Raw genomic sequence first — 24,215 nt, 5'->3', positions numbered from 1 at the left:
CGCTCCATATACCTCACCCATTATCACCCCGACCATTTGGGGCTGGCAGGTTGGCTGCAGGAACAATCTGGGGCGCAAGTTTTCCTGCTGGAGCGGGACTGCCGGATGGCTTCCGTTATTTCCCATCCAGAGCCGACCGATGCTGGAGAACTGGTCAAGATGTTCTTATCCAATGGCCTGCCCCAAGAATTACTTCCGGATATGACTACCAACTTGGGGATGGTGCAATACTTGGTGCGCCCGTCCCCTCGCCTCTCGGTCCTCCACGATGGCGATGTTGTAAGCATCGGTGGGACTTGGTGGCAAGTGATTTGGACTCCGGGACACTCGGATGGGCATATGTGCCTTTACTGTCCTGACAAGCGGTTGCTCCTGTCCGGAGACCATGTATTGCCGCATATTACTCCCAACATCAGCCTTTGGCCGGGAGCGGAGGTCAATCCTTTGGACGAATTCTTAAGCTCCTTGGATCGAGTGGCCGATTTGGAGGTTGAGCTTATATTGCCTGCCCATGGCAAGCCTTTTCACGACTTGCGCGGCCGGGTGGAGGAAATTAAGGCTCACCACCGCCAGCGCTTGGCTCAGATTGGTTCCTTGGCCGATGGCACCCGCACTGCTTACGACATTGCCATGGAGGTATTCGGAACCGACCTTTCCATTCATGAAAAACGCTTTGCCCTAGGGGAGACCCTGGCTCACCTGGAGTACATGGCCCAAGCTGGCCGACTAACTAAGATCTTACGTCCCGCTTTGGCTACCCCCACCCAGTGCCGGCCCCTATCCATGACTTACTGGCAACAAGCGTCGGGGTATTGATGGGACGGGCGAGCGGTGTTCATTCTAGAAACTGTCTCGCCGCCGGGGCCGCTAGCGGATCTAGGGCTGGCGGGGCCGCTAGCGGCCCCGGCGGCGAGCTTGCCTGAAGGCCGGATTACATTTTCGATAAACACTTGCACTAACTTAGGGTCAAACTGGGTGCCAGCGCAGCGCTGCAGTTCTAGGCACGCCTCTTCAATGCTCATGGCCTTACGATAAGGCCGGTTCGAGGTCATGGCTTCGAAGGCGTCGGCAACGGCCATGATCCGTCCCTCCAGGGGTATTTCCTCTCCCTTTAGCCCCAAGGGGTAGCCGGTGCCTTGATAGTGCTCGTGGTGAAACTGAATGGCGGCCAGGGTACCGGCCAACTCCGGAACGTTGCGGAGGATGGTAACCGACAGTTCTACATGGCTGCGTACCACTGCTATTTCTTCAGAGGTGAGGGGGCCAGGTTTCTTGAGAATGTGCTCAGGTACGCCAATTTTGCCTAAGTCATGAAGCATGCCGGCGATGACCAAATTGTTTCTCTTGCTTTCGGGCAAGTTCAGGGCTTTGGCCAAGGAGCCGACGTATTCCGCCACCCGGCGCGAATGGCCATAGGTATACTCATCCTTGGCTTCAATGGTGGCAGCTAAAGCATAAATGGTAGCCAGATAAGCTCGATGTACTTGGCGGCGCAGGCGTTTGGTTTCGGTGTGGGCAGAAGCGCCATCAGCCGCTGCTACCTCGGCTGAAGGTGAAGCCGCATCGGCCGCCGGCCCGTTGCCATTCTCGGAATCTGGTCGAAAAGCTTGAACTCGGTTCCGGCCCTTGGCCTTGGCCAAATCTAGAGCGCTCTCTGCCGCCTCAAGCAGCGTCCGGGCGCTTTGAGCGTCCTGTGGGTATGCCGCCACCCCGATGCTGACGGTTAGCATCGGTACCAGGCCTTCAGACATGAAGGCTTTCTGGATGTGCTCCCGAATATCCTCAGCTAACCCTATTGCGCTTAGCTTATCCACTTGCGGTAGCATGATGGCGAATTCTTCTCCTCCGTGGCGGGCCAGGCAGGCGCGAGGATAAGATTCACGGCTCACCAATTGGGTAATTAGGCTGCTCAGCCGGATCAAAGCTTCATCGCCTAAGGAATGACCATGCACATCGTTATAGAGCTTAAATAGGTCGATGTCTAGTAGCAGCAAGGCTACCGGATAATTATGCTGTCGGGCATGAGCTACCCCTTCCCGTAGCGCCTCCTGAAAATAGCGGTGGTTGTAGAGTCCGGTAAGGAAATCCAGGGAAGCCTCCAGGCGCATCTCGGCCAGGAGTATGGCATTGCCCAGAGCGATGGCAGCATTCTGGCAGAAATTGCGGAGCATTTCCAGCTCGCCATAAGAAAAAGTAGCCCCCGATTTCTTGTTGCCTATATCCAAGACCCCAATCAACTCGCGGCCCATCCACAGGGGGAATAACAACTTGCCCTCCCACCTTACCAGGCCATCTCCTAGCCAATAGCCGTTGGAGAGGGCGGCGGGAGAGTGACCGCGAGCTTGCCCAGCTCGGACAGCTTTGACCATCTCATGACCAGGATCAACAAAGGTAACTGACGGTAGGTCGAGGTGGGGCGCCAGGTCTACTTGTTTCCTCACCAAGTAGAGGTGAGCGGCTTCCAGGCGCATGGCGCTGACTAGGTTATTAAGCAGGGAAGGAGCCAGGACACTTAGATCCACTATGGAGGTAGCCTGGTGGCTAAACCGTTGCCAAGCTCGCCGATAAAAATAATCATGCGGGAAGAAGATGCGTTCTACCCCATATAGGGTAACGTCACGGATGAAACCCAGTATGGCTGACAAGAAAAACGCTAGCATTACCAGCAGGGTGATAGTGGCGGCGCGAGCGCTAGTATCAGGGAGTGACTGCACCCCCATAATGGCGGTAAAAAGCACCGCAGTTAGGATACTGGTGCGAAGTAGGTAGGCCAGGGCCTTCTTGAAGATACGGTCCCTAAGGAGGTCGAGGCGGTAAATGGCAAAAGTGAGGAAAACCGATCCGGCAAGATGCAGCCACAGACTTACCTCACTTCCACCCCAGGGGGGATAAAGCTGGGTCAGGCCGCTGGCGAAATAGAAGACACCGCCGGCTAGCGCCAGCGAAAGCCGCCGCTTCACCTGATCTTCCTTGCTGCTAGCGTAACCCTTAGCCAGATAGTAAAGGGCTAGTGCGGACCAGGGAAGTACCACGATGGCGGCTGGTAGGGCCCAAACAGTGAGGCGGTAGTTAAGAGCTATTCCTAAATGCCCAGGGGTAAAAGTAATCTCGGTGACTGGCGAAGCAACCAGGACAAGGCCTATACCTACGGCTGTGGCTAGATAGCTGGCGATGATGGTTAAGTTGGCGGGCCGATCGGAGATGATGGTGGCCAAGTGGTAAAAGGCAGAACAGGCCATCAGCGTGGTGGCGGCCACTACCATGACCCAAGGCTCCAGGCGGTCGGGCATGACCGCGGTAGCTACCCAGGAGGCAGCACTCCAGACAAATAAAGTACCTATAAGAAAGCTGAAAACTAATTGGAGCCGATTCCTGGGCACGGTGGCTATGATCAGGAGCAGCACTAAATAAACTATAGTGCAAAGCAGTGCAGTTACCGATCCCATGAATCCTTCTCCTTGCCCGTATATTCTTCAGCTCAGCTCATGGGTATCGTCCTCTACAATACTTGTCTGCTAAGTTTCTAGATCCACGAATCCGCACCCACTGCTTACCACCTTCCCAAAAGGGATGCTTAATATAATTGAATCTAATTGCAAGACTATAGATTCAATTCTAGATCTAGTTTTCCTGCTTAGTGTAATTTCGTGCAAGTTGTTTCCCGGTGGAGATTATTTTAGTACCAGCACTTATTACATCGACAGGCCATGGCATAAACCTTAGAGGTCAAGCCGTTCGATTACCTCCCTTAGTAGGCGGGCTGACTGCTGGAGCTGGATTTCCTCCTCTGGAGCTAGATTAACCCGGAAGATCCGTTCCCGGCCCCGGCTACCCAGCACCGCTGGTAAGCTTAGACAAACCTCACCGATTTCTGGCATGGGGGTGAGGGTGGAGACGGTAAGCACTGAATGTTCGTCGCGAAGGATGCTCTCCACTATTCGGCGTACGGCCAAAGCCACTGCGTAGTAAGTAGCCTCCTTGCGCTCGATAATCTCGTAGGCAGCCCGGCGCACTTGGCTGGAGATTTCTTGTTGCCATCCGGGCGGGCACCCCTGGCCGCAGAGCTGGCAAAAGTCGGCAATAGGCAGGCCGATGACGTTGGCCCGGCTCCAGACCAAGACCTCAGAATCGCCATGCTCGCCCACTACGTAAGCATGGATGTTGCGGGCATCCACGCCGCAGTGTTCGGCTAGCAGGTGGCGGAAGCGGGAGCTGTCCAATACTGTTCCCGACCCTAGCACCCGCTCCGGCGGAAAGCCGGACATTTTAAGGGTGACGTAAGTGAGGATATCCACCGGGTTAGTAACTACCAAGAGGATAGAATCAGGGGCTTGGGCGGTGATTTTGGGGACGATGTCTTTAAAAATATGGGCATTCTTAAAGGTCAAATCCAATCTGGTTTCTCCTGGTTTTTGGCTAGCTCCGGCGGCAATAATGACCAGGTCGGCCCCTTGGCAGGCACGGAAGTCTCCAGCGTAGATCTTAACCGGGCGGACGAAGGAAGCGCCGTGACTCAGATCCATGGCCTCGCCTTCGCAGCGTCGCCGGTCAATGTCAATTAGCGCCAGCTCAGGGACTAGTCCTTCCAGGATCATGGCGTAGGCAGTAGTGGCACCAACCCGACCCACCCCCACCACGGCAATTTTGGGGTGCCGTAAAGCGTTTGACATTCTTTCATTCTCCCCCCAAAAAAGTATGTGTGCCACGCTAGCCCTAACCTAACGCCCAAAGCCTGCTTGGCGCCATTTAGGGTTTCACCTCTGCGGCCCCCGGGTGCTGACTAGTAGCTATCTAAAGGCCTGTCAAAGCATAACCGGCTTTTTACTATTTGTTTGTGCGGCGTGGCCGGATAAGAGGATTTAGCGTTTATGTAGCATTTCCCCTGGCCAAAAAGTTATACTTAAAGTTAATAAGTTGAGAGAAAGGCGCCGGGCAAAAAGCTCTGCGACTGACTATGGAAACTTGGGGCTCAGGAACGTGTAGGAGGCTGCGCCGGCATGATGGATGGAGCTTTAGCTGATCAAGGGGAACTACGGATTGGGGCTGATGGAGAATGGTACTGGGAAGGAAACCACATTACCCGGTCTGATGTTCTCTCCATCTTTGTTCACCACCTAGAACGCCATCAGGATGGAAGCTATTGGGTAAGCTATAAAGGCCAAAGCTACCCGGTAACGGTGGAAGACGTGCCCTTTTGGGCCGAGGCCGTTGAGGAAGTGAAAGCCAACGGTGCCCCCGCCGGCCTTAAGGTGCGGCTTAAGGGTGGTCGGGAAGTAGAGCTACCAGAAGGAACCATTGAGCTGGCTGCCGATGGCACCCCTTACCTTTCCCTATTTGGAGTTCGCGATACTAAGCTTTCTCGCTCCGCTTACTGGCAGCTGAGCCGATACTTAGTTCCACCTGAGGTCAAGTCGGAAGCGGATAGTGCAGGTGGCAAAGCGCCATTTCCCGGTTCCGACGCGGAGCTGCAGCAGCAAGCGTGGGGAGGAGAAGAACAGCCGCCGGATGGGGCTTTGCGCAAAGCCCCATCCGGCGGCTGGAGAGTAGAATGTGGTGGGCGGGTGTGGCCGGTAGTACCTATTTCTTTTTCTCCACCTTCGACTCCACCTCATGGGCAAGGATAATAGCTTCGGCGATCTGGCGCATGGGCATGGACTTATCCATACTGCGCTGGCGGATGAGCCGGAAGGCCTCGTCCTCGGTTAATCCCATCGAGCTCATAAGGATCCCTTTCGCTCGCTCGATGGCTTTTCTGGCCTCTAGAGTATCCTTGAGCTTGGCGATTTCTTGCTCCAGCCGATGGGTACGCTCATAGTTGAGGAGAGCAGTCTCCACCGCCGGCACCAAGGCTTCCTCGTTGATAGGCTTGGTGAGGATGGCAAAGACCCAGCCATCCTCATCTTCTCGTCCGCTGCGATTGACCAGACCATCCCGCCAAACCGGGGCGATTAAGAGGATGGGGGCTAGGCGATCCTCGGCGATGATAGCGCCGATATCCACCCCTTCGGTGCCGGTGATGTCGGCATCAAGGATCACCAAATCGGGGCGCAGGGTGCGGATGGAGCGCAGGGCTTGGGCCCCGCTGGCAGCATCACCAGCGATCCCGTAGCCCCTCTGCATTAGGGTGGACCGCACCTGCTTGATCAAAGAAGCATCGGTAGAGACTATAAAGATTTGCGGGGCAAACATTTACCTCCCACCTCCCCCTCTGTCTCTGGTGGGAGCATTAGAATTTCACCAGATATTGATCAATTTCCCATTGGTGAACTTGCGCTTGGTAGTCTTCCCATTCCAACCACTTGGCTTCCGTGAAGCGGTTGTAAACGTGCTCTCCCAGCGCTTCTTTGATAACCGGATCTTCCTCCAGGCAGGCTAGGGCTTCCTTTAGGCTGCCAGGGAGGCTGGCAATCCCCAGGCGTTGGCGCTCCTCGGTAGTAAGTTTAAAGATATTCCGATCCAAGGGGGCTGGAGGTTCGATGCGGTTCTTAATGCCATCTAAGCCCGCCTTGAGCATAGCCGCTATGGCCAGATAGGGATTGCAGGCGGGGTCGGGGTTGCGCAGCTCCAACCGGGTGGAAGGACCGCGCTTAGCCGGTACCCGAATGAGCGGGCTACGGTTACGAGGCGACCACGCCACATAGACCGGGGCCTCATAGCCGGGGACCAAACGCTTGTAAGAGTTTACCGTTGGATTGGTGATAGCAGCTAGAGCTCGGGCGTGGTGGAGCAGCCCGCCAATATAATAGTAAGCGACATCACTCAGCTCCAGCTTGCCATTGGGATCGTAGAAGGCGTTCTTGCCGTCCTTAAACAGCGACTGGTTGGTATGCATGCCGGAACCGTTTATCCCTCGGATGGGTTTGGGCATGAAGGTAGCGTGCAAGCCATGGCGCTGGGCAATGGTTCGGACTACAAACTTGAAGGTGACAATGTTATCGGCGGTAGTTAGGGCATCGGCATACTTGAAATCGATCTCATGTTGGCCGGGCGCCACTTCATGGTGAGAAGCCTCAATTTCAAAACCCATGTTCTCCAGAACTAAACACATGTCGCGGCGAGCGTTTTCACCCAAGTCCACCGGGGAAAGATCGAAGTACCCAGCGCGATCGTGGGTCTGCAGGGTGGGCCGTCCGTCATCCTCGCAGTGGAAAAGGAAAAACTCGCACTCCGGGCCTACGTACATGGTATATCCCATCTCTTGGGCTTCGGCTACAGCTCGCTTGAGTACATAGCGAGGGTCGCCGGCAAAGGGCGTGCCATCGGGGTTGTAGACATCGCAAATTAGCCGGGCTACTGCACCTTTGTTGGGTCGCCAAGGAAAGATGGTGAAGGTGGATAGATCTGGCTTCAGGTACATGTCGGACTCTTCGATGCGGACAAACCCTTCGATGGAGGAACCATCAAACATTAGCTCGCCATCTAAGGCCTTTTCCAGTTGATCCTTCGTGATAGCTACGTTTTTTAGGATTCCCAGGATATCAGTGAACTGAAGGCGGATGAACTGGACATCCATCTCATCGACTTTTTGCAGGATTTCCTCCCTCGTCAGGCTAGGCATACTGACTCCCCTTTCTTTATAATTACCCACGGATAATAAAAATGTCCTCGGACATCGCTCAAAGTGGCGAGTCGAGGACTTCCGTGCCCTCTGGTGGTTTGGCTTCGTCGCCTCGTCCGGAGCCTCGTTGCCCCGGCCTGACTTGGCTAAACTTTATGGAGCTATTATAACATGCGGGGGTAGGCCGTCAAGTAGCAAAAAGGAGGTATTTTGTATACATGGCTGCAACCGTTGACAGAGAGCGATTATTGGGCTAAATTAAGGCTTAAGCTTCGGCTGGGCTTCTCCATGCCAGTTATTTCGCCAGCTACTCAATGTTCCCTGGGTAGGGCGCTTGGCATCGCGATGGACCACAAGGGTGGACACCGCCGAACAATGTTGGGGTGCCGGTGTTAATGCCGGCGAGGCGGGTGCTGCCTGAGGGCTTCGGGGGGAGCTCAGGGATATAGGAACCGGGAGCGCAACGGCGCGCTTCTATTGGGGACAACGGCGTCCACAAGGTTATGGTCGAGAACTGGCCATCCAAGTGGGCGCTTTTGCTTTTATTTACGGGAGAGGCAAGGTGAAACACCGATGCAGGTACTTATTCCCGACCGGGATTACCGCGTTCCTTCTGCCTGCGGCATAGCTGGTATCATGCGGGAAAGTGGGGAGAGATTTAGCGGTGCAGCCATTGTGCAGGCCATGGCGGTTCTGCGCGAGCGGACTAACGGCTTGGGCGGCGGATTTGCCGGCTACGGGATCTATCCGGAACTAAAAGATTACTATGCCTTTCATGTCATCTATGATGATGCTAGCGCCCAGGAAGCCATGGAGGACTATCTGGGCCGCCATTTTACCATTGTTCATTCCGAACCCATTCCCACCAAGAGCCATCCCCAGATCGGGCCGGCGCCACTTTTGTGGCGCTATTTTGTCCAGGTGGGGCCGGAGAAGCTGGAGGCGGGGCAGACAGAAGAAGACTATGTGGCTTCCCGGGTACTAGCCGTCAACGCTAGCCGGCGCGGAGGGTTGATCGTTTCCAGTGGCAAGAACATGGGCATCTTTAAGGGAGTAGGCTATCCTGAGGATATAGCCGCTTTTTACCGTCTGGATGAATACCAGGGCTACACCTGGACCGGCCACGGACGCTTTCCTACCAACTCGGTGGCTTGGTGGGGTGGCGCTCATCCCTTTGGGCTGTTGGATTGGTCCTTGGTTCATAACGGCGAAATTTCCTCCTATGGAGCCAACCGCCGCTTTTTGGAGAGTTATGGCTATCGCTGCGCTTTTTCTACGGATTCGGAGGTAATGACCTATCTCTTTGATCTGTTAGTTCGCAAGCAGCGACTGACGCTGGAGGAGGTGGCTTGCATCATGGCGCCTCCTTTCTGGGAAGAGATACAACGTATGCCGGCTAAGCCGCGCGAGCTCTTTACCAAGCTGCGCATCATTTATGGTGGAGCCCTGGCCAATGGGCCGTTTGCCATAATCATTGCCAACAGCCGTCACATGGTGGGGCTCAATGACCGGATCAAGCTTCGCCCTTTGGTCTGCGGGCGGAGCGGAGATCTCCTGGTGATCGCTTCTGAGGAAGCAGCCATTCGCGCCGTTTGCCCGAATCCAGAGGTAGTCTGGGCTCCGGCGGGAGGGGAACCGGCCATCGGTACTCTCCAGGGTGCCATGGAACCTGCCCAAGCCAAGGCCGGTGGTAAACCGGGAACCCTTGCGGCTACGAGCGCGACCCTGGCAGCCGCTTCCCCGGTTACGGCCTCGCTTTGGGATTTGCCGGGGCCTGACCAGCCTGCCGGGCGGGCGGAGGAGAGGGGGGAGCTCCATGGCTAAGAGCCCGGTCCCAATCGATTTCCTGGTGCAGCGCGACCACGATAAGTGTATTACCTGTCAGGTATGCGTGCGCATGTGCGCCAACGACGTCCATAGCTACGATGCCGATCTTGACCGGGTGGATAGTGACAGCGCCAAGTGTGTGGGCTGCCACTTCTGCGAGGCTTTGTGCCCCACCGGGGCCATTATAATCCGGCCATCGCCTTCGGCTATCCGCCCCAACAGCAATTGGGCTACGCAGGCGGTAGCTGATGTTACTAAGCAGGCTGAGACTGGCGGGGTACTTTTGACCGGAATGGGCTGCGATCGCCCTTACCCTATATACTTTGACCACTTGCTCCTCAACGCTTCCCAGGTAACCAACCCTTCCATTGATCCTTTACGGGAGCCGATGGAGCTGGAAACTTATTTAGGGGCCAAGCCCAAAGACTTATCGGTGCCGCTGGGGCCACAGCTTTGCTTGCGGACTCCCATCCTATTCTCGGCCATGTCGTACGGGTCCATCAGCTTCAACGCTTCCTTGTCGTTGGCCCGGGCGGCCAAGGAAGCTGGCACTTTCTATAATACTGGGGAGGGCGGCCTGCATCCGGATTTATACCAATACGGAGCCAACACCATTGTCCAGGTGGCGTCGGGGCGGTTCGGGGTTAGCCCCGAATATTTAGAGGCCGGGGCCGCGGTAGAGATCAAGATCGGGCAGGGGGCCAAGCCGGGAATTGGCGGGCACCTCCCAGGGGAAAAGGTATCGGCCGAGGTATCCCGCACCCGCATGATTCCTGAGGGCACCGATGCTCTGAGCCCAGCTCCTCACCACGACATTTATTCTATTGAGGATCTGCGCCAGCTCATCTTCGCCTTGAAGGAAGCCACCCGCTATCAGAAACCGGTGGGGGTGAAGATTGCCGCCGTCCATAACGTGGCTGCCATCGCCTCAGGTATAGTTAGGGCAGGGGCTGACTTCGTGACCATCGATGGCCTGCGGGGTGGAACCGGGGCGGCCCCAACCGTTATCCGTAACAACGTGGGCATCCCCATTGAGTTGGCCGTTGCTGCTGTGGACAGCCGGCTGCGCCAGGAGGGGATTCGCAACCAAGCTTCGCTGTTGGTGGCAGGTGGTATTCGTAACAGCAGCGATGTCATCAAAGCCATTGCCTTGGGTGCTGACGCTTGTTATATCGGAACCGCGGCCCTGGTAGCTTTGGGTTGTCATGTTTGCCAGAAGTGCTACACTGGCAAGTGCAACTGGGGAATTGCTACCCAAGATCCCTACCTGACCAGGCGGCTCAACCCGGAGGTTGGCGCTCGCCGGCTGGTCAATTTGCTGCGGGCCTGGAGCCTGGAGATCAAGGAGATGCTCGGGGGAATGGGGATCAATGCCATTGAATCTTTGCGGGGGAACCGCGAGCAGCTCCGGGCGGTGGGGCTGGGAGAGAAGGAGAGAGAAATCCTGGGCGTAAAAGCCGCTGGCGAGGGCTGGTAACAAGCGGCGCTAGGCCAAAGGGGGAGGGGAACCGTGAAGCGGGTATACATCCGTGAGGAGTACTGCATGGGCTGTCGCTTATGTGAAGTCCACTGCTTAGTCAAGCATTCTAAATCCCAAAAAATAATTAAGGCCTACAAAGGGGAATGGCCTAAGCCACAACCCCGGGTAATCGTGGAGCAGGAAGGTTACCTTTCTTTTGCCCTCCAATGTCGGCACTGCGAGGAAGCTCCGTGCTTGGAAGCCTGCCTTACCGGAGCTATGCACCGGGACCACGAAACTGGAGCCATCCTCTGCGATGAAGAAAAATGCGTGGGCTGCTGGATGTGCATTATGGTTTGTCCCTTTGGAGTAGTTACCCGACAGCTGACCGAGGAGAAGAAGGTGGCCTCCAAATGCGATCTTTGCCTGGGGAAAGAGCTCCCGGTCTGCGTGGCTCACTGCCCCAACGAGGCTATTGTCTTTGAAGAGCATTGAGGGGAGGGATGGGCCATGAAGGAAACCAAGTATCTAATTATCGGCAATTCGGCAGCGGGGGCTTGGGCTACCAAGGGCATCCGCGAAGTAGATCCCTGGGGGACCATAACTCTGGTTGGCGCAGAAGATCACCCGCTCTACTCGCGGCCTTTAATCTCCTATTACTTGGCGGGGTCCATTTCTGGAGATCGTTTACTCTATTCCCCCCAAGGCTGGATCATCGGGCCGGCGGGGGAAGTGATAACCGGCCGAAGAGTGGAGCGGCTGGAGGTGGCGGGAGAGGGGGGAGGCGGCGTAGCTTACCTCAACAATGGCGAAGCCATTGCTTTTCGACGCTTATTGCTAGCTACGGGGAGTACTCCTGCTTCTCCGCCCCTGCCCGGGCGGGACCTGGAGGGCGTTTTTACCTTTTACACCTGGGATGATGCCCGCCGGATCAAAGAGTTCATTGCCCGCCACGGCGTCAAGCGGGCAGTGGTGGTAGGAGGTGGCCTGATCGGCATTAAGGCTACCGAGGGGTTGATAGGTTGCGGGGTGAAGGTTACGGTCATCGAGCTGGCCGACCATATCCTTATCACCACCATGGATGCCAAGGCCTCTAGTTTGATTGGAGAGGCGCTGGAGAAAGCCGGATGTGAGCTCTTAAGCCGTACGGCAGTGGCAGAAATCCGCGGGCGGGGATCGCACGTGGAGGAGGTCCTGCTCGCGGATGGCTCGGTTTTACCGGCCGATCTGGTAATCCTGGCCACAGGAGTGCGGCCGAGAATCGATCTGGCCCAGGCGGCTGGCATTAAAACCCGCCGCGGGGTAGTGGTCAACTCCCGGCAGGAAACCAGCCTTCCCGGAATCTACGCGGCCGGCGATGTAGCGGAAGTGACCGATGTGGTCACCGGCGAGGTCCAGCCTTTGGCCCTCTGGCCAGCTGCCACCCGCCAAGGGTACGTGGCCGGGATCAACATGGCCGGAGGCAACCAAGAATATCAGGGTGGCTTATCTATGAACTCGGTGGAAGTTGCTGGGGTGCCAGCCATCGCCATGGGGGTCACCAAACTAACCGGGGTCATAGACCAGAGCGGTGGCGGCGGAAGCTTTGCGGCAGACGGCCAAATTGAGGTCCTGGAAAGCTACCAACCTCAGAAAATGGCCTACCGAAAAGTGGTACTTTGCGACAACCGAGTCATCGGAGCCATCTTGGTAGGCAAAATTGAGCGGGCTGGCATTTATCTGGGGCTGATCCGAGAGGGAATTGATGCCTCAGATTTTAAGGAACATCTCTTGCGGGAGGATTTTGGCTTTATTTTCCTTCCCAAGCAGTATCGTAAGCACTTGGTTAGCGGTTCGGGCATGGAGGTATGAAGGGGGAGGTGCGAGCATGGAGCAAGCAGGTATAACGGCCCAAAGCTTTATAGAGGATCGGGCCAAGATTTCTGCCCAGGGGCTGCACTACCGAGAGCTTAACCGGCGGATTTGGCAATATATCGACCAAGGAGTCCAGGAAATCGAAATCGATGGGGTTAACGGACAGCGCTATATCGGCGGGGGGATCAAGGCTACTCATGTAAGCATATCTATCCGCGGCGTGCCCGGAAATGACCTGGCCAGCTTCATGGAGGGCCCGGAGATCGAAGTTTGGGGTAATGCCCAAGATGGCGTGGGCAACACCATGAGCGCCGGGATGGTGATCATCCACGGGCAAGCGGGCGACATCGTTGGCCATTCCATGCGTGGGGGCCGGATCTATGTCCAGGGCGGTGCCGGTTATCGCATCGGCATTCACATGAAAGCCTACCAGGACCGATTTCCGGTAATCATAATTGGGGGCCGGGCCGGCGACTTTTTGGGGGAGTATATGGCTGGGGGCATGATTATAGTCTTGGGCTTACATGTTACCGAGGCTCCTGGGCGACCGGGATCGGTCACCTCGAATAACATGGCGGCTGCGGCAGCAGCCGCACCTGGTTGGCCCCCGGATGGCCTTTGGAGTTGGCGGTACCGGAGCATTGCTGGTAATTTCATTGGTACCGGCATGCATGGTGGGGTAATCTACCTCCGGGGAGAAGTGGAGCCGCACCAGTTGGGTAAGGAAGTGAGGGCGATTCGGGCTGGCTCCGATCAGCAGTTACTGCGGCCGTATCTCGAGGACTTCTGCCGCCGCCTTTACCCCGAGCTAAATGCGGATGAGCTTCTGGCTGGTACCTGGACCAAACTGGTGCCTACCACTTCCCGACCCTACGGACGGCTATACGCTTATTAGAGTTTACTAGGGTTGCAGGTGACCTGGTTGCGGCTTTCGATACACCGTACCTTGGACCAGGGCTATCATACGGCCCTGGTCGTCTTCAACTTTAATGGTGTAGACGCCGGTGCGCCTGGTCCGGTGCTCCTCGCGAGCAGTAGCGACCAGAGTGGTTCCCGCATGGGCTGGGGCCAAGAAATTGATGGTCATGGACACGGCTACCGCGGGATCACCATGGGAGTTGCTGGCTAGGCCAAAAGCAGTGTCGCTCAAGGTGAAGATGGCTCCACCGTGGGCGATGCCGTGGAAATTGAGCATATGCGGTTGGAGCCGGAGGCTAACCTTGGCGTAGCCAGGAGCTAGCTCCAGAAGGGAAATCCCTAAATGCTGGGGAAAAGCATCCTCGGCAAACCTGTTCCTAGTCATTTCAATAGCGTCCAATCTGACCGCCTCCATCGTTTCTCTCAATAACCATTTCCTTCAAAACCCCATCTAGTATAGAATACCTTGGTAAGAGCATCTAGCAACAAGTAACCACCCCGCAGTTTGGGCTTCCAGACACCGACTTTGGTGGAGCGGACAGGCAGGCTGGGGCAGACCAAGAATTGAGGCGGGACCAAGCAACAGCAGGATCAGTAACGGGATCAAGTTGGTGCATCCGAAAGAAGTATGAAAATGGCCGGGGATGCTGGCGTAAGGCGACTTTGGGCGAGCCTTGCGAGCCGTTGGTGAGACCGAGCCCGGAGGCGGGGCCGAGGACAGGACGTCCGAGGCCGGCCTCTTGAGACAGGAGGTCGAATTGGCCGGGAACCCCGCCGAAGGGCGAGGGGGAGCCATACGGATCGCTGGCGAGGCCAGTCTTTCGCCGGCGCCAGCGCCCCGGCACGGGAGACGTTTCGGGAGTATCTAAAACTACACAGGGGGGAGAAATATGGCGTCCGAAGCCAAAACCGCCCGGTCGCCGCTCTTAAAAACCGAGGACTGGTGGGCGGTATGGATTGGGTTGTTCATCTTTGTGCTCGGTCTCTTGAAAATGACCGGCGTCGACGTCATCGGCTGGGCCGTAAAGACCAATATGTGGCTTGATCTTTCTAAAGCCCTATCGCCGGTATCAGATGCCTATAAGGGCCTGCCTGGGGTTGTCTCCCTAATCCTTACTTATGTGTTTCTAACCGTGGTTTTGAGCATTGGCATCGCGGCCATGGGCGGCAACGTCAAGCGCTTCGTGGGTGGTTTTACCATCATCTTCTGGATTACTTACGCTTGTTGGATGGCCGGGAGCTATGCCTATATCGCCGCTACGCCCGATCAATTGGCTAAACTAAAGATTCCCTGGTCGCTTAGAATGACCGGAGAATCCGGGTTTATCATTGCCTTGATCGTAGGCTTAATTATTGGCAACTTCTTCCCCGGCCTTACCAAACTTCTATCCGAGGCTACCAAGCCAGAATGGTTCATTAAAACCGCCATCGTCATCCTCGGTGCCAAAATCGGACTGTCGGCTCTCCAATCCACCGGACTCACCGCCCAAATCGTTTTCCGGGGTCTCTGCGCCATCGTGGAAGCTTACCTTCTGTATTGGCCGGTGGTTTATTTCATCGCCCGCAAATACTTCAAGTTCACTCCCGAGTGGGCAGCGCCCCTGGCCTCAGGCATTTCCATCTGTGGCGTGTCGGCTGCCATTGCCACTGGAGGTGCCATCAAGGCCCGCCCGGTAGTGCCCATCATCGTATCTTCGCTAGTAGTTATCTTTGCCGTGGTCGAGCTCATCATTCTCCCCTTCGCTGCCCAGGCTTGACTGTATCATGAGCCTATGGTAGCGGGAGCTTGGATGGGCTTGGCAGTAAAGACCGACGGGGCTGCCGCTGCCAGTGGAGCAGTGGTGGATGCCCTGATCCGGTCTAAAGCCATTGGAGCCCTGGGGGTCAGTTGGCAAGAAGGATGGATGTTGATGACCACCACCACCGTCAAGGTGTTCATTGACATCTTCATCGCTATTTGGGCCTTCATCCTGGCCATCGTCTGGTCGCTGAAGATCGAGCCCCGCCCAGGCGAAAAAGTCGGGGCCGGAGAGATTTGGACCCGCTTCCCCAAGTTCATCCTCGGCTATGCCGGCTTATTCGTGCTCCTCTTGATTATCGGCTCACTGGCAGACAAAGGCACCCTGAAGCTAGTGAGCGCTGGGGTAGCCCAAGCCGATACTTTCCGCGGTATCTTCTTTGCCCTCACCTTCTTCACCATCGGTTTGGTCTCCAATTTCCGCAAGCTGTGGCAGGAGGGTATGGGCAAGCTCACCGCCGTCTACGCCATTTGCCTGTTCGGTTTTATTATCTGGGTGGGCCTTTTGATCTCCTGGCTGTTCTTCCACGGGATCACTCCGCCGCCTGTGGCCTAGCCCAAGTAAACTGGCGCCGGTAAAGGAGGTACGTTAGATGTCCGATCAAGAACGGCTCCCGCAGGAAGAAGAATGGTTTGACCTGATGCCCGTAGAAAAGAAGCTGATCGGGTACACCCTGGTTCTGGGGATTGTGCTCTTAGTTGTGCTCCTTTACGTGAGCCATACCATTTAGGTGCCCGCCCGGGTAACTCGAGGCCGGGCTTAGTCAGGACCTCGGGTTACCCCACTTATCCTACTTTAGAAATACCAAAATTTTTTTAAGCCGAAAGTAGGAAATTTGCCGTTTATAGCGAAATATTCTGGGTGGTAGCGAAAGCATTTTATAAATACCGTGACCCCTAAGCTGGGCACCTAGCCAAAGGAGCGAGTTTCGATGTTTATAGTCACTGTCGATCCCGACAAATGCAGCGCTTGCGGCGAATGCATCGAATCCTGCCCCGCTCAGATTCTTTCGGCGGGTGAGGATGGTAAGACCGAGGTCAGCGGTGATCCGGCCGACTGCTTGGGCTGCGATAGCTGCGTGACCGTCTGTCCCGAAGAAGCCATTACGGTACAGGAGTACTAAGCCACAGCCCGGAGGTAGCTAGCCCGGAGGCAGATTCTGGTGGCTTGGGGGTGAGAGCCAGGCAAACCAGCTTTGGCAAACCAGCTTTAGAGGTAAGCGGCCAACTTGGGCGGGGCAGTCCTGGGCTGGCCCCAGCACCTAGGCATGGGAACGGTCGGCAAAGCAGATTCTTAATTGGAGGTGGCAACATGGCAGAATCGGATACCCCGCGAGTGGATGAGCTAGAAAAGGGACCTTGGCCTAGCTTCGTCAAGGAGATTAAGCGGGCCGCGGCCGAAAAGCCCGAAGCCGGGGATCTGTTAAAGCAGCTGGAATTGTCTTATGAAGAGCGGGTAGGCCATTGGAAACACGGCGGCATCGTCGGCGTTAAAGGGTATGGTGGCGGTGTCATCGGCCGCTACTCGGACAGCCCGGACAAGTTTCCCCATATTAAGGAATTCCATACCTTGCGGGTAAACCAGCCCAGCGGCTGGTTCTATACCACTGAGGCTTTAAGAAAGCTAGCCGATATTTGGGATAAATACGGCAGCGGTCTTACCAATTTTCACGGGTCTACCGGCGATATCATCCTCTTGGGCACCACCACGGATAACCTGCAACCTTGCTTTGATGAATTGAGCGATGCCGGCTTTGACTTGGGCGGCTCCGGTTCGGTCCTCCGGACCCCTAGCGCCTGCGTAGGCCCGGCCCGCTGCGAATATGCCTGCATCGACAGCCTGGACATATGCCACAGCATTACCATACACTTTCAAGATGCTATCCACCGGCCCGCCTTTCCTTACAAATTTAAAATCAAAGTTTCGGGTTGCGCCAACGACTGCGTGGCCGCCATTGCCCGGGCCGACTTGGCCATTATCGGTACCTGGAAGGGCCCTATTCAGATCAATGCGGCTGAGGTGGCCAATTATGCTCAGGCCGGCATGGATATTCAGGGCGAAGTATGCGACCTTTGCCCCACTCGGGCCATTAAATGGAATGGCGAGGCCCAGGAGCTCAGCATTCGCACCGAAGACTGCGTCCGCTGCATGCACTGCATCAACGAGATGCCTAAAGCCCTTCGACCCGGCCAGGAAAAAGGAGCTACTCTGCTCATCGGCGGCAAGGCCACCATCCTCCGCTCCGCCTTCCTGGGCTGGGTGATCGTGCCCTTTATGAAGCTCACCCCTCCCTATGATGAGCTCAAGCAGCTGATCGAAAAGATCCTGGATTGGTGGGCCGAAAACGGTAAGAACCGGGAGCGGATTGGCGAGCTGATTTACCGGGTGGGGATGAGAACCTTCCTGCGCGAGGTGGGCCTTGCGCCGGTGCCACAAATGGTGTTCCGGCCACGGGCCAACCCCTATGTCTTCTGGTGGCCGGAGGAGGTGAAGCGCAATGCCTAGGACTGATTTTGGCCCCCCCAACTACCGAGACATGCTGCCACCTATAATCAAGCGCAATTACGGCAAGTGGCTCTACCATGAAAAGGTAAAGCCTGGGGTTTTGAGGCATGTGGCGGAAAGCGGCGAGGAGCTGTATACGGTGCGGGTGGGCTCAGGCCGGCTTTTAAGCACCGACAGCATCAGAGATATCTGCAACCTGGCCGACAAATACTGCGATGGCTACGTCCGCTTTACCAGCCGCCACAACATCGAGTTTTTGGTCAGCGACCCAGGTAAAGTTGAGCCTTTGATAGCTGAGATCCAAGCTCTCGGGCTGCCGGTGGGCGGGACCGGAAATTCCATTACCAATATCGTCCACACCCAGGGTTGGCTCCACTGCCACACCCCGGCCACCGATGCTTCCGGCATCGTCAAGGCAGTCATGGATGAGCTCTACCAGTACTTCTCCACCGACGACCTGCCGGCCAAGCTTAGGATCTCGTTGGCCTGCTGCCTCAACATGTGCGGCGCCGTCCACTGTTCGGACATCGCCATCCTGGGCGTGCACCGGACTCCGCCCAAGGTAGACCACCAGATGCTGGCCAAGGTGAGCGAGATCCCTACCGTGGTGGCCAGCTGTCCCACGGGCGCTATCCGCCCCAATCCTAAGCTTAAGAGCGTCGAGGTTAACGAGGACCGGTGCATGTACTGTGGCAACTGTTATACCATGTCGCCGGCCATGAACATCCTCGACCCGGAAAACGACGGCATCGCCATCTGGGTAGGCGGCAAGGTCTCCAACGCCCGGACCGCTCCCATGTTCTCCCGGCTGGCTATTCCTTATCTACCCAACAATCCGCCCCGCTGGCCGGAAGTAGTAGAGGCGGTTAAGCACATCGTCGAAGTTTGGGTCCAGAACGCCAGGAGGGGCGAGCGCATGGGAGAGTGGATTGAGCGCATCGGTTGGGAAACCTTCTTTAAGCTGACCGGGATTCCCTTTACCGATAAGCATATTGATGACTTTACATTTTCCATACCCACGTTCCGCTCCACTACCCAGTTCCGCTTTTAACCTAGCCTCGCGATTGAAGCGGAATGGAGGTAAAGGGATAGGGCTTAGCCGGATAAAGGGATGCGCCAAGGGGGCAGTACCGAGGGGCGGCACCGAGAGGCAATACCGAGGTGGGGCAATTGGTAAAAGCGGCTGCCAGGCTGGTGCTGCCCCAGGCCTTGAGAATAGTAGCAGTATGGGTATGCTGGCCCGCTGATCCGGAAGTAAACTTGGGCCGACCCAGCACTCAACCATAATCCGGCGCGGGCTCTGGTAAAGGTCACGAGGTGCAGGTAGCTTTTGCCCAGCCCAGCCCACTATACTGTTGAGTGCTGGGCCAGGCGCCCAAACTAAAGGGTATTTTCCAAGGAAACTAGGTGGTGATAGCTGTGAAGCTTTTCCTGGAGCTGGCATTAGTATTCGGCATCGGGGCCATGACAGCCAGGCTGGTGGCTTTGCTCCAGCGCCCGCAAAAGCCAGATCTGGCCAGAGTGCGGGGCCGCGAGGGGGCTGCTATCGCCTACGCTTATACCCTGGCCATGCTCCCCTGGTCCAAGGAAAGCACTCGCATCCACTGGCTGGATTATAGCCGCGGGGTCATCTTTCACCTGGGCATCGCCGGCGGCTTAATAACGCTTACCTTGAGCTTTTTCCCGGGCTTAACCAATTTGCCGGCTCCATTGCTAGCGGTGGGTGGGTACTTTTTGGCTATAGCCTTTATCTGTGGCGCCATCGGCTTAATCTTGCGAGCTACCCATCCCCGTCTCCGCTCCCTAAGCACCCCCGACGATTACCTGGCGGTCATCTTGGTGGCTGGCTTCGTCGGACTTAGCAGTTGGGTGCTTTTTCGGCCCGAAGACTTATCCTTTTATTACGGCTGGGCGGCCATCATGTTTATTTATTTACCCTTTAGCAAGATCCGGCATTTTCTTTACTGGTTTTTTGCCCGCTTTTTCTTGGGCCAGTCTTTCGGGCGCCGGGGAGTCCTCCCTCACCCTAGGATGGAGGGTGGGTCCAGATGACGGCAAATGAGTTCATTGCCCAACTTAGCCAGAAGCTAAACCGGAGCCTTTTAAGTTCCCTGGAAGCCTGCGTGCGCTGCGGCGTTTGCGCCGAATCCTGCCACTACTTCCGGGCCATGCCCGAACCCCAGTACATCCCCGCCCAGCGGGCAGAAGCGGTGCGGCGGCTGTGGCGGCGGCACAGCCTCCTTCCCCGGCTCTTTCCCCGCTGGTTTGGCGCCAGCCTAGGTGACGACGACCAAGAGCTAAAGAAGCTCCAGGATGTGGTCTTTGGCACCTGCACCATGTGCCGGCGCTGCGTGCTCAACTGCCCCATGGGCGTAGACACCGGCCTTATCGTCCGCACCGCCCGGGGAATACTGGCCTCGGCCGGCTACATCCCCGAAGGCCTTAAGGCGACGGTGGATATCCACCTGGCCACCGGCAATAACATGGGGGTGAGCAAGGAAGACTTGGTGGAGACCTTGGAATGGATGGAGGAGCAGCTCCAGGGTGAAACTGGCGACCCCGAGGCCAAGATCCCCCTGGATAAGCCAGGCGCCCGGTACCTCTACACCTTGAACCCGCGGGAGCCAAAGTATTTCCCCTTGACCATCCTGGCGGCCGCCAAGATCTTCTATGCGGCCGGCGCCGACTGGACCATCAGCACCCAAGCCTGGGATGTTACTAACTATGCCCTGTTTAGCGGTGAAGATGCGGCCGCCCGCCAGATCGTCAATATGCTGGCCCAGGAAGCCAAGCGGTTAGGAGTAAAAGAGGTAATCATGGCCGAATGCGGGCATGGTTACCGAGCCTTTCGTTGGGAGGGTGAAAACTGGATCGGTGAAGCGTATCCCTTTAAAGTCCGCGGCTTCGTGGAACTAATGGCGGAATTCTTGGAGAAGGGTACCATCAAAGTCAATCCTGAGGCTAATCCCCAACCGGTGACCTACCACGATCCCTGTAACCAAGCTAGAAACGGCGGCATCGTGGAGGAGCCCCGTTATATCCTGGCCCGGGTGGTCAAGGATTTTCGAGAAATGGAGCCCCATGGGGAAAACAACTTTTGCTGCGGCGGGGGCGGAGGAATGCTCTCCATGACCGAGTACTCCAAAAACCGAATTGCCGCCGGGGAAACCAAGGCCCGCCAAATCGCCGCCACTGGAGCTAAAATCGTGGCTACTTCCTGCCATAACTGCCTGGATCAGCTGGCGGAGATCAATCGCCACTACAAGCTGGGGGTAAAAATTCACAACCTCTGCGAGCTGGTGGCCGAGGCTTTGGTGCTGGAGCCGCCAAAATCATCCTAGGCCTTACCCTGTATCCAATTGACCCGGGTACAGGTTATAATTATATCGACCAGGAGGTGTCTTTCATGCCGACAATTAACGTGGGCGGCGTGGAAATCGAAGTTGACGAGGACGGGTTCATTGCTGACCCCAATCTATGGAACGAAGCGGTAGCCAAGGCTCTAGCTGAAACCGAAGGGGTAAGCGAACTCACGGAAGATCACTGGAAGGTGGTTAACTATCTGCGCAACTACTACCTGCAGTTTGGCATCGCGCCCATGATCCGCAAGCTATGTAAGGAGACCGGCTTTAGCCTAAAGCAGATTTACGACCTCTTCCCCAGCGGTCCGGCCAAGGGAGCCTGTAAAGTGGCCGGCTTGCCCAAGCCTACCGGCTGCGTATAGGGGACCAAACCTAGATGCGCTGGCAGGAAGGCAGGACCCGGGCCTAAACTGCTTAAACTGGAGTAAGCGCGGGCACCGGAGGTCAAGCCTTCGGAGAGTACCGGTGGATGATAAGGAAGGGAATTGGTACCGGTGCCCATACCTGATACCAAAAAGGAACAAATCTTAGCTAAGGCCAAAGCCAAGGGTATCGCCCTTTCCGAAGAGCATTGGCGGCTCTTGGAGATTAGCTTTGAGTACTACAGAGAGCACCAAACCCTGTGCACCTTGCGCAACCTGATCAAGCTCAGTGGTTTAGAGAAAAGATATATTTACCGGCTTTTTCCCGGCAACCCCATCGGCGAGATTAGCCAGATTACTGGCTTGCCTATGCCCAAGGAGTGTTAGCCTTGGCCAAACTAGCTTCGGAGCCGGACCGGTCGCTATGCACCCGACTTTTGGCTGGGCCCTCCCCCAGCCACGCCCGGGAATTGGCGCAAAGCCGCTACCCGTTGGCCATGTATACGGAAGGTCTTGCCCATGGGAAACCAGCCTATGGTCATGGCGGCTATATTAGCATACCCGAACTGCCGGCGGGAGTGGCCATTCGTAAAAGCTGCCGGCCGGATATTATTGAAGAGTCGGCTTATATCCGCATCCTGCCCCCAGCCGGGGGGTGGCTGGGGGCAGATACCCTGGAGAGGCTGGCTGATTGCGCCGACAAGTACGGCAAAGGGCTGGTACACTTTACCACCGGGGGAACTATCGAGATTTATACCACCCGGGAACAAATGGTTCCCATGGTGAAAGAACTGAACCGGGCTGGCCTGGACGTGGGCTCCACCGGCGATGATCTGCGCTGCATCACCAGCTGCTGTGGCCCGGCCCGCTGCGATGTAGCTCTCATCGATGCTCCCGCCTTGGCCACTTACTTGGGGAGGCGCTTCATGGATGAGCAGCAGTTCCCGGGCTACCCGCAGAAGGTGAAGAGCGGCGTGGCCGGTTGCCCCAATGATTGCATCCGGGCCATGATGGAGAAGGACCACTCCTTGGTGGGGGTCTACCGGGACTTACCTGTGGTGAACGAAAAAAGGCTCATGGCCTGGCGGGAAGCTGGCGGGGATTTGGATGCCCTGGTCCAAGCTTGCCCGGCCCAAGCCCTGCATCGGGATGGGGAAACTTTAACCATACTTGCCGACCGATGCTGGCGCTGCATGGTTTGCATCAACCGCTGCCCGGCCATTCGGCCGGGAAAAGAACGAGGAGTGGCTTGGATAGCCGGGGGGAAGTACGGCCATCGCGGCCCCCAGGGGCCGATGGTAGGCTATGTGCTCATACCCTTCCTCCCTATTACCAACGAGGACTATTCTGCCATCGGCGACCTTTTCGGCGCCTTCTTGGAGCTGTGGGCCGACCACGCCAGAAAAAAAGAGCGGGTGGGCGATTTCTTGGCCCGGGTAGGGCCGCTCTGGGTGCTCAAGCAGCTGGGTATTGAGGCCCAGCCCCAGATTCTCTTGAGCCCCAAGCGCAACGGGTATTAGGTGGACCCAGCACTCAACCAACCACAAGACTGCAGCCCCACAAACAGCTTGCTGCGGATAGTGTGGATCTCAAGCTCGGCTCAGTCAGTTGAGTGCTGGGCGCCGAAGGGTAAGGGGGAGCCATGCGGATGGCTGGCGAAGCATCTCGCGCCGGCGCAAGCGCTCTGGCAGGGGAAACGTTTCCAAGGCATCTCCGGCTGAGTAGGGGGGTAACCAATGGCCGGGATGGAAGGTCATTCTAACCAAGAGCTACCAGCTGGGATTATGCCCGATTATCGACGGGAAATCCCAGAGGAGTTAGCCGTCCGGCAAGGCACTTGGGTAGAGCATCAAATGGTTCAGCCCGGCGTCATCCGCCACCTGGCCGCTGATGGCACAAAGCTTCTGACGGTAAGGATTATATTGCCCCCCAACGGCCTTTTGTCGGCTGCCACCCTGAGGAAGTTGGCCGCCTGGATCCGGACCTACGCCCTGACCGGTCGGCGCACTAGCCGGCAAGGCTTTGAGCTGGTAGGGGTGGATCCAGACCGCTTGCCAGATTTGCTGGAGCAACTCCGCCAGGCTGGCTTTGCCGCCGGCGGCACCGGCAACGCCCTGCACCAGATCAAATGCTGCACCTCCTTCGTCCACTGCCAAAACGCGGCTGTGGACGCCCCCAGCATCGCCCAAGCCCTGGCCGACCACTTTTATGCTGATTTCCAACGCTGGGAGCTCCCCGCCCCCCTGAAGATTTCCGTAGGCGGTTGCCCCAACCAGTGCGGCGGCGGGGTAGAAGCTGACATCGGCATTCTCGGCCAGTTTGAAGCCGTCCCTGAGGTTAATGAAGAAGAGTTCTTAGCTGCTAACGTCGATACCGGCTTGCTCCTCTCCTGGTGCCCCACCGGAGCCATCCGACCCAAAGTAACCGACCGAGGAACCTCGGTGACCATTGACCCCGAGCTCTGCGCCCGGTGCACTTCTTGCGTGCAGGTGGCTCCCGAAGGCATCAGCATCAAGGAGCAGCGTTATGTGGCCATCGGGGTGGGGGGCCACGGCGGCAATAGCCGCCGTG

At 56.8% G+C, this 24,215-nt stretch carries 22 protein-coding genes and 1 pseudogene; 18 read left to right on the top strand and 5 right to left on the bottom strand.

Going from position 1 to position 24,215, the window contains the following annotated elements; genetic code table 11:
* The coding region (locus H5U02_07275) for an MBL fold metallo-hydrolase (GenBank protein MBC7342237.1) at positions 1–816 on the top strand (816 nt) is incomplete at its 5' end.
* Here the strand turns inward: H5U02_07275 and H5U02_07270 are convergent.
* Together H5U02_07270 and H5U02_07265 are read right to left on the bottom strand one after the other, a co-directional pair.
* On the bottom strand, positions 789–3,446 hold the full coding sequence (locus tag H5U02_07270; GenBank protein MBC7342236.1) for a diguanylate cyclase: 2,658 nt from the start codon (positions 3,444–3,446) through the stop codon (positions 789–791). The genes H5U02_07275 and H5U02_07270 overlap by 28 nt on opposite strands.
* Before the next feature lie 273 nt (positions 3,447–3,719).
* Positions 3,720–4,670, bottom strand: coding sequence for an L-lactate dehydrogenase (locus H5U02_07265; GenBank protein ID MBC7342235.1), 951 nt, complete (start codon positions 4,668–4,670; stop codon positions 3,720–3,722).
* A gap of 327 nt (positions 4,671–4,997) precedes the next feature.
* Between H5U02_07265 and H5U02_07260 the strand changes: the two genes are divergently transcribed.
* A complete protein-coding gene (locus H5U02_07260; GenBank protein MBC7342234.1) occupies positions 4,998–5,624 on the top strand; it encodes a DUF1285 domain-containing protein in 627 nt (208 codons plus the stop codon).
* Here H5U02_07260 and H5U02_07255 read toward each other — a convergent pair.
* Entirely contained in the window at positions 5,578–6,189 is a 612-nt protein-coding gene (locus H5U02_07255) for an ANTAR domain-containing protein (GenBank protein ID MBC7342233.1), read from the bottom strand. The genes H5U02_07260 and H5U02_07255 overlap by 47 nt on opposite strands.
* Positions 6,190–6,226: 37 nt before the next feature.
* The gene (glnA, locus tag H5U02_07250; GenBank protein MBC7342232.1) at positions 6,227–7,558 is read right to left on the bottom strand and encodes a type I glutamate--ammonia ligase; all 1,332 of its coding nucleotides are present in this window, start codon (positions 7,556–7,558) and stop codon (positions 6,227–6,229) included.
* A 573-nt stretch (positions 7,559–8,131) separates the two neighbouring features.
* Between glnA and H5U02_07245 the strand changes: the two genes are divergently transcribed.
* The 5 genes from H5U02_07245 (at position 8,132) to H5U02_07225 (ending at position 13,593) form a co-directional block, all read left to right on the top strand.
* The gene (locus tag H5U02_07245; GenBank protein ID MBC7342231.1) at positions 8,132–9,382 is read left to right on the top strand and encodes a glutamine amidotransferase family protein; all 1,251 of its coding nucleotides are present in this window, start codon (positions 8,132–8,134) and stop codon (positions 9,380–9,382) included.
* On the top strand, positions 9,375–10,862 hold the full coding sequence (locus H5U02_07240; protein MBC7342230.1) for an alpha-hydroxy-acid oxidizing protein: 1,488 nt from the start codon (positions 9,375–9,377) through the stop codon (positions 10,860–10,862). The genes H5U02_07245 and H5U02_07240 overlap by 8 nt, the downstream gene beginning before the upstream one ends.
* Before the next feature lie 66 nt (positions 10,863–10,928).
* Positions 10,929–11,339, top strand: a complete 411-nt coding sequence (locus H5U02_07235) for a 4Fe-4S dicluster domain-containing protein (GenBank protein MBC7342229.1) — start codon at positions 10,929–10,931, stop codon at positions 11,337–11,339.
* A gap of 15 nt (positions 11,340–11,354) precedes the next feature.
* Complete coding sequence (locus H5U02_07230; GenBank protein MBC7342228.1) at positions 11,355–12,695, top strand: NAD(P)/FAD-dependent oxidoreductase; 1,341 nt, start codon at positions 11,355–11,357, stop codon at positions 12,693–12,695.
* A 16-nt stretch (positions 12,696–12,711) separates the two neighbouring features.
* Positions 12,712–13,593: a hypothetical protein gene (locus tag H5U02_07225; protein ID MBC7342227.1), complete on the top strand. Its 882-nt coding sequence runs from the start codon at positions 12,712–12,714 to the stop codon at positions 13,591–13,593.
* Positions 13,594–13,599: 6 nt separating this feature from the next.
* On the opposite strand, the gene paaI is transcribed toward H5U02_07225, so the two are convergent.
* Positions 13,600–14,031: a hydroxyphenylacetyl-CoA thioesterase PaaI gene (gene paaI, locus H5U02_07220; GenBank protein ID MBC7342226.1), complete on the bottom strand. Its 432-nt coding sequence runs from the start codon at positions 14,029–14,031 to the stop codon at positions 13,600–13,602.
* A 475-nt stretch (positions 14,032–14,506) separates the two neighbouring features.
* Here paaI and H5U02_07215 point away from each other — a divergent pair.
* The 11 genes and pseudogenes from H5U02_07215 to H5U02_07165 all read left to right on the top strand — a co-directional run.
* Positions 14,507–15,970: pseudogene (locus H5U02_07215) on the top strand (putative sulfate exporter family transporter).
* Between the two features lie 37 nt (positions 15,971–16,007).
* On the top strand, positions 16,008–16,145 hold the full coding sequence (locus tag H5U02_07210) for a hypothetical protein (protein ID MBC7342225.1): 138 nt from the start codon (positions 16,008–16,010) through the stop codon (positions 16,143–16,145).
* 201 nt (positions 16,146–16,346) lie between these two features.
* Positions 16,347–16,538: a 4Fe-4S binding protein gene (locus H5U02_07205; protein MBC7342224.1), complete on the top strand. Its 192-nt coding sequence runs from the start codon at positions 16,347–16,349 to the stop codon at positions 16,536–16,538.
* A gap of 188 nt (positions 16,539–16,726) precedes the next feature.
* Positions 16,727–17,920, top strand: a complete 1,194-nt coding sequence (dsrA, locus tag H5U02_07200) for a dissimilatory-type sulfite reductase subunit alpha (protein MBC7342223.1) — start codon at positions 16,727–16,729, stop codon at positions 17,918–17,920.
* On the top strand, positions 17,913–18,971 hold the full coding sequence (dsrB, locus tag H5U02_07195) for a dissimilatory-type sulfite reductase subunit beta (protein ID MBC7342222.1): 1,059 nt from the start codon (positions 17,913–17,915) through the stop codon (positions 18,969–18,971). Before dsrA ends, dsrB begins: the two co-directional genes overlap by 8 nt.
* A 359-nt stretch (positions 18,972–19,330) precedes the next feature.
* Positions 19,331–19,972 carry a hypothetical protein gene (locus tag H5U02_07190; GenBank protein MBC7342221.1) on the top strand — a complete coding sequence of 214 codons (642 nt, stop codon included), beginning with the start codon at positions 19,331–19,333 and terminating at the stop codon, positions 19,970–19,972.
* Positions 19,969–21,261, top strand: coding sequence for a (Fe-S)-binding protein (locus H5U02_07185; GenBank protein ID MBC7342220.1), 1,293 nt, complete (start codon positions 19,969–19,971; stop codon positions 21,259–21,261). Before H5U02_07190 ends, H5U02_07185 begins: the two co-directional genes overlap by 4 nt.
* 65 nt (positions 21,262–21,326) lie before the next feature.
* A complete protein-coding gene (locus H5U02_07180) occupies positions 21,327–21,644 on the top strand; it encodes a TusE/DsrC/DsvC family sulfur relay protein (protein ID MBC7342219.1) in 318 nt (105 codons plus the stop codon).
* Positions 21,645–21,776: 132 nt separating this feature from the next.
* On the top strand, positions 21,777–22,031 hold the full coding sequence (locus H5U02_07175; GenBank protein ID MBC7342218.1) for a TusE/DsrC/DsvC family sulfur relay protein: 255 nt from the start codon (positions 21,777–21,779) through the stop codon (positions 22,029–22,031).
* Positions 22,032–22,033: 2 nt separating this feature from the next.
* Complete coding sequence (locus tag H5U02_07170) at positions 22,034–23,164, top strand: hypothetical protein (protein ID MBC7342217.1); 1,131 nt, start codon at positions 22,034–22,036, stop codon at positions 23,162–23,164.
* Positions 23,165–23,380: 216 nt separating this feature from the next.
* Positions 23,381–24,215: hypothetical protein (locus tag H5U02_07165; protein ID MBC7342216.1), on the top strand; the 835-nt coding region annotated here is incomplete at its 3' end.

The sequence above is a fragment of the Clostridia bacterium genome, assembly GCA_014360065.1.
Taxonomy (GTDB): domain Bacteria; phylum Bacillota; class DSM-521; order Neomoorellales; family JACIYF01; genus JACIYF01.
Note: the sequence above shows the minus strand (reverse complement) of the source record. Positions and strands in the feature narration are given on the sequence as shown.

Coding starts and splice junctions, on each gene's coding strand:
- H5U02_07270 (MBC7342236.1), bottom strand. CDS start 3,446: ATGGGATCGGTAACTGCACTGCTTTGCACTATAGTTTATTTAGTGCTG.
- H5U02_07265 (MBC7342235.1), bottom strand. CDS start 4,670: ATGTCAAACGCTTTACGGCACCCCAAAATTGCCGTGGTGGGGGTGGGT.
- H5U02_07260 (MBC7342234.1), top strand. CDS start 4,998: ATGATGGATGGAGCTTTAGCTGATCAAGGGGAACTACGGATTGGGGCT.
- H5U02_07255 (MBC7342233.1), bottom strand. CDS start 6,189: ATGTTTGCCCCGCAAATCTTTATAGTCTCTACCGATGCTTCTTTGATC.
- glnA (MBC7342232.1), bottom strand. CDS start 7,558: ATGCCTAGCCTGACGAGGGAGGAAATCCTGCAAAAAGTCGATGAGATG.
- H5U02_07245 (MBC7342231.1), top strand. CDS start 8,132: ATGCAGGTACTTATTCCCGACCGGGATTACCGCGTTCCTTCTGCCTGC.
- H5U02_07240 (MBC7342230.1), top strand. CDS start 9,375: ATGGCTAAGAGCCCGGTCCCAATCGATTTCCTGGTGCAGCGCGACCAC.
- H5U02_07235 (MBC7342229.1), top strand. CDS start 10,929: ATGGGCTGTCGCTTATGTGAAGTCCACTGCTTAGTCAAGCATTCTAAA.
- H5U02_07230 (MBC7342228.1), top strand. CDS start 11,355: ATGAAGGAAACCAAGTATCTAATTATCGGCAATTCGGCAGCGGGGGCT.
- H5U02_07225 (MBC7342227.1), top strand. CDS start 12,712: ATGGAGCAAGCAGGTATAACGGCCCAAAGCTTTATAGAGGATCGGGCC.
- paaI (MBC7342226.1), bottom strand. CDS start 14,031: ATGGAGGCGGTCAGATTGGACGCTATTGAAATGACTAGGAACAGGTTT.
- H5U02_07210 (MBC7342225.1), top strand. CDS start 16,008: ATGTCCGATCAAGAACGGCTCCCGCAGGAAGAAGAATGGTTTGACCTG.
- H5U02_07205 (MBC7342224.1), top strand. CDS start 16,347: ATGTTTATAGTCACTGTCGATCCCGACAAATGCAGCGCTTGCGGCGAA.
- dsrA (MBC7342223.1), top strand. CDS start 16,727: ATGGCAGAATCGGATACCCCGCGAGTGGATGAGCTAGAAAAGGGACCT.
- dsrB (MBC7342222.1), top strand. CDS start 17,913: ATGCCTAGGACTGATTTTGGCCCCCCCAACTACCGAGACATGCTGCCA.
- H5U02_07185 (MBC7342220.1), top strand. CDS start 19,969: ATGACGGCAAATGAGTTCATTGCCCAACTTAGCCAGAAGCTAAACCGG.
- H5U02_07180 (MBC7342219.1), top strand. CDS start 21,327: ATGCCGACAATTAACGTGGGCGGCGTGGAAATCGAAGTTGACGAGGAC.